A 4,794-nucleotide genomic window follows, 5' to 3' on the forward strand; every position below is an offset into this window, starting at 1 on the left:
CTCAGGAAAAAATACCGACAATAAGGCCTTTAGGCTTTCTTGTGTTTCCATACCCAAAGGTAATAACTCTTCTCCAGCACCTCAAAATAATATTTAGCCCAAACTATTCAGGGTTTTTATCAACAAATTTCACCCCAGCCCCACTTTGAAGGGGTAGAATGTTTTCAAAAAAACTTTCACTAGTATCCGACCAAGTCTTTTAAAAAATGATAATTATGTAATAGATTTATTAGTCGGTCAGTAGTAAAAAACTTTATTGATAATGACTAGAGTACGAATTACTGAGAGACGGCTAACTATGAAATTGCAGCATTGCAAACTAATATAAGTCTGCAAACAACTAGGGATCCCCCATAATTGTGCTATATGGAAAACCCCAAAGTTTTGACTTCAAAAGGTATTTTACTACTTGGCCTTGCGTCTCCTTCTACGAATAAGAATAATGGCAAACAAACCTGCAATTAGCATAATGCCTACCACCAAGTAAAGTTTTACAACTTTAATCTTTTTACCCTGTGCTGCCACAACAAGCCCATCCTGTTCACTATCGCCCAAGCCAAAGAAACCATCGATGGTTGCCTCCGCTAGTAGGCTAAGGAACTCTGGTAAGTATGGCTTAACTTGATCGTACTTGCTGCTTACAAGGTAATGCCACAGCGAGGAAAACGAAGCGATATTTGGGTTATTAAGGATAGCCTCGTCGAGAAGAGCAGCCAGCTGCGGTGACGCCTTTCGCTTAAGCCTTTGCAAACGGAAGAAGAAATCTTCATCGTATGAAGTTTGGGATATTCTTCGCGATTGGCGATACTTCACCTCAACAGCGTTTACGCTGAGTAAATCCATAAGTTTTGCAAATGCCTCAATAACCCCTTGGGTTTTACCTAGCGAATCGGCTCGGAGAGCCATTCGTCGAATCGTTAAGAACCTAAGATCTGCTGGGCCATCCAGGTTGCCGGCAAGGGTGCTATCCAAAAATCCCTTTAGGCTTGGATCACCAAGAAGGGCTAGCAACTCACGGAATCTTAGGCTTTGCGGATTCTCACTGTCGATGCCATATACCTCTTTACGTAAATCCGAGGCGATTCCGCTAGCCTCATCATCTTGTGTAGGAGTTACCTTTTCTGCATCAATCGAAAAATCAACCTTAAGCCCTTCGGATTCAATGGACTCAATGGGCTGAGGAGTAGACTCGAAGCTATCCTCATCAATATCATCAGGGAGTTTATCCAATTTCTCAGTTGGATACTCCACTGGTTTTGCTTGGACAACCTCCTCAGCAAGCAATACATCACCTGTTTTCTCCTTTTGCTTCGTAAGTTCTTCGGTTTGATCTTTTAAGTCGTACGATTTCCCATCGAAGAACAGGGTGTACTCCACATCGGAGGCAAGGTAGTTTATGTACTCCGATCTGGTTGGGTCTATAAGCGCAACACCTTCCACATTCACAGTATCAACAACAAGGGTTCGTGGGGGCAACTCCGATCTGCGTGCGTAAAAATCGTCAAGTGTAACTATGCTACGTTGGTACTTGGGCAAAAATATTTCAATCTGAGTAATATCCTTCTCGCCAAATCCATGGGGATCGAAAACCGCCATTAGCCCTGTACCCCCATCGCCAATGGGCTGATAGAAAAGGTTATCATCGGCCGTATTGATTGGAAAACCTAGATTAACAGGTTGCGACCAGGTGCCATCGGCTTTCAGGTTGGAGAAGAAAATGTCGTACCCCCCAACGCCATGGTGCCCATCGGAGCTGAAGAAGAGTGTTTTTCCATCGGTGGTAATAAACGGAGTATTCTCGTTGAAGCGAGTGTTGATGGGCGCCCCAAGGTTTTTTGCCGGACCCCAATCGCCATTCTTTGTTCGCTCCGACACGTATATATCCAAATCGCCAAAGCCCCCCATTCTATTGCTAGCAAAGTAAAGCTTTTTGCCATCGCCAGTTACGCTTGCATGGGTTTCGTAGAACTCGGTATTGATGTTCTCGTTGAGCTTACGCATTGGTGTCCAAGAGCCTTCGACAAGCCGGGTTACGTATATGTTCCCCACGTGGTCATCGTCCTTAAACAGATACAGTTCTGTTCCGTCGTACGATAGCGACAGGGTAGTGCAATTCCCATCCACCATTAGGTCGAGGGTTATGTTTCGGGGTCGGCCCCACCTATCGCCCTCTTTAGTGGCCACCATAATGGCCTGATAAAATCGCTCATTGGTAGTGTATGCCAAGGTTTTACCATTACCAGAGATCACTGGGTTATAGTTTGAAAACCTGTTGTTTATATCGGAGCCTAAGTTGCTACGCAAAAAGTTAACCGGATATCGCTGAATAACCCTTGACCGTTCAATGGCCTCGACCTGATGGTTCAGGTAGTCAATGTCGTACTGCCGCTCACGTCGGATATTGCTACGAAACTCCTCGTAGGCCCATACAGCTTTACCCAGCTCGTTATTGGCAAAATAGGCATTCCCTAAGTAGAATAGTGCGTCGATGGGTGCACGCCTTTCGCGTATTGAGCTTTCGCTATAGCGGTTCGAAATATTTTGAGAGGCTCGCTCAAGGTAGCTTATTGCTCGATCTTTGCTTCCGGCAATATTGCTGTAACATATACCAATACGATAATCGAGATTAGCGTTATCGGGAAATTCATCGTATATGCTAAGGTATAGCGCAAGCGCCTCTTCGTAATCTTCGAAATAGAAATAGGCATTAGCATCCCTATAGATCTCCTCGGCATCCTGCCTAGTCTGTGCGTTTCCTAGTGTAATAACCAGTGTAACGATAAGTATGGAAAGGAAAGAACTCCTAATCATCAGTTTAAAATATTTTACAGAATTTTATACCAAATATATGGAATATTTTTGGGTTGAAATAATCATAACTATTTCCTTGTCGCAAAATGTTAGAGCAACAAGTAAGTTGGGATTAAAAATTTCAGGAATTAAGTAAGAGATAGGCTTTTGAGCCCCTGGCGAAAGACCTCCAAACTGGGTAAAACTTGCTATATAAAACTCCTCTACCGACTAAGTATGCTATCGAGATCGAACTCGACAAGGTAAATATCGAACCCTCCAAAGCTTTGGGGCAATATGCGCGAAAGGAAACCAGCCGAACCATCGCCTATGGGCTGAAAAAAGATATCATCATCGGTGGTATTGAACGGGTAGCCTAAATTAACGGGCTTACCCCAGCCTTGGCCCTTCCGTTCCGTTACAAAGGTATCGTAACCGCCCATAGTTTTATGCCCTGTGGATGAAAAGAAAAGCCTTTTGCCATTATGAGTAAGGGCAGGAGCAATTTCATCGAATTGGGTGTTTACACTTGCACCTAGGTTTACCGCTTCGGACCAGCCGCTGGGGGTAAGAACAGAGTAGTAAATATCGAACCCACCAAACCCACCCGGTCGGTTGCTTGAGAAGTAAAGAGTGTCGCCGCTTGGGCTAAAGGTTGCGTAGGTTTCCCAGCTACGCGAATTAATTTCCTTAGGCAACCGAGATAAGGGGCTCCACTGCTGCTTTGCGCCGTCGTAAGTTGCTATGTAAAGATTAAAAACATCGTTATCGTTGCGCGCAAAGAGAATGGTTTTACCATCGGACGACATACCAACAGTGGTAATTTCACCATCGGCATACAGCTGGCTATTGATATTTATTGGGTGCGACCAAATACTAGCACGCTGATTTGATTGCAGTATGGCATTGTAAAACTGCTGCACCGAGGTGTAAATCATTATGCTTGTATCGGCCGATACAACGGGGTTTATCTCCGAGAATCGGGTGTTAACAGTTCTGCCAGCAGAGGTGTAAGTGAGATTGATAGGCTGAGCCATTAGCTGCTGGGCATAGTTTAACGATTCAACCTCCTTACTTACTACCCGCAGCTTATCGCTGTCGTCTTTCACCATCTCGGAGTACTTGACAAAGGCCTCTCTTGCCTTGTCCAATTCTCCAGTTATCCTGAGGGCTTGGCCATAGTACAGGAACACCTCGGGTGGCGCTTGGGTTTCGGTAAAGTAACCCTCGCTATACGAATGGTTGATGGCCTTTTGAGCTCTTTCGAAAAAGGGGATAGATTTATGCTTCTCGTTGGGTATGTTAAGGTAACACAAGCCTATGCGATACTGCACATTGGCGTTATCTGGTGATGACTCGAGCAGCTCCATATACAGGGGTAAAGCATCACGATAATCTTCGTACAAAAAGTAGTATTCGGCGTCGACAAAAATACGCCGAAAATACGATGCTCGTTGGGCCTGCACCGATAGTGAGAAAAGAAGTAATGCTAAAATTGAGTAGAGATGTTTTCGCATAAAAATTTCGTTACAAAACGATTTCAATGTCAAAGAAAACAAATTTTACGTTCTTGTCAAAACCTTTTGCCGTGAACTATAAGATTTTGCAATGCCATTGATTACGCAAATCCTGCTTCAACTAATCAAATATAGTTTATTTTCTTTCTTATTGTTACATCTACCAAAAATACTTAAGCAAAATCCAGCACTCCATTGAGTTAGTAAAAAAAAAGCATCAAGTTATGATGCTTTAAGGGGCTGCTTGATCTTTATTTAATTTCTCACCAACTTAGCTTTAGAGTATCTTCGCTGCTTGCCCGAGCCATTATGACTGGCGTTCAGGACGATGGATGCTTACGAATGAACGAATTACTTTCTCTCTAACCTTATTGGATAATATTGTCAATCACTAGTGTCCGACTAAGTCTTTTTTAAAATGATAATAATGTAATAGATTTCTCGCTTCGCTCGAAATGACAGGCTGTTACGCTGTATGGGGTGAGGG

Annotated in this window: 2 protein-coding genes; both read right to left on the reverse strand. The window is 43.6% G+C overall.

Annotated elements, in window-relative coordinates; all coding sequences use genetic code 11:
- Window positions 1-405 precede the first annotated feature (405 nt).
- The gene (locus G8O23_RS16990) at window positions 406-2,811 is read right to left on the reverse strand and encodes a PD40 domain-containing protein (protein ID WP_166367083.1); all 2,406 of its coding nucleotides are present in this window, start codon (window positions 2,809-2,811) and stop codon (window positions 406-408) included.
- A 203-nt stretch (window positions 2,812-3,014) separates the two neighbouring features.
- Window positions 3,015-4,307, reverse strand: coding sequence for a PD40 domain-containing protein (locus tag G8O23_RS16995; RefSeq protein WP_166367085.1), 1,293 nt, complete (start codon window positions 4,305-4,307; stop codon window positions 3,015-3,017).
- Window positions 4,308-4,794 lie beyond the last annotated feature (487 nt).

Origin of the sequence: Perlabentimonas gracilis (assembly GCF_011174675.1) — a bacterium.
GTDB lineage: Bacteria > Bacteroidota > Bacteroidia > Bacteroidales > Tenuifilaceae > Perlabentimonas > Perlabentimonas gracilis.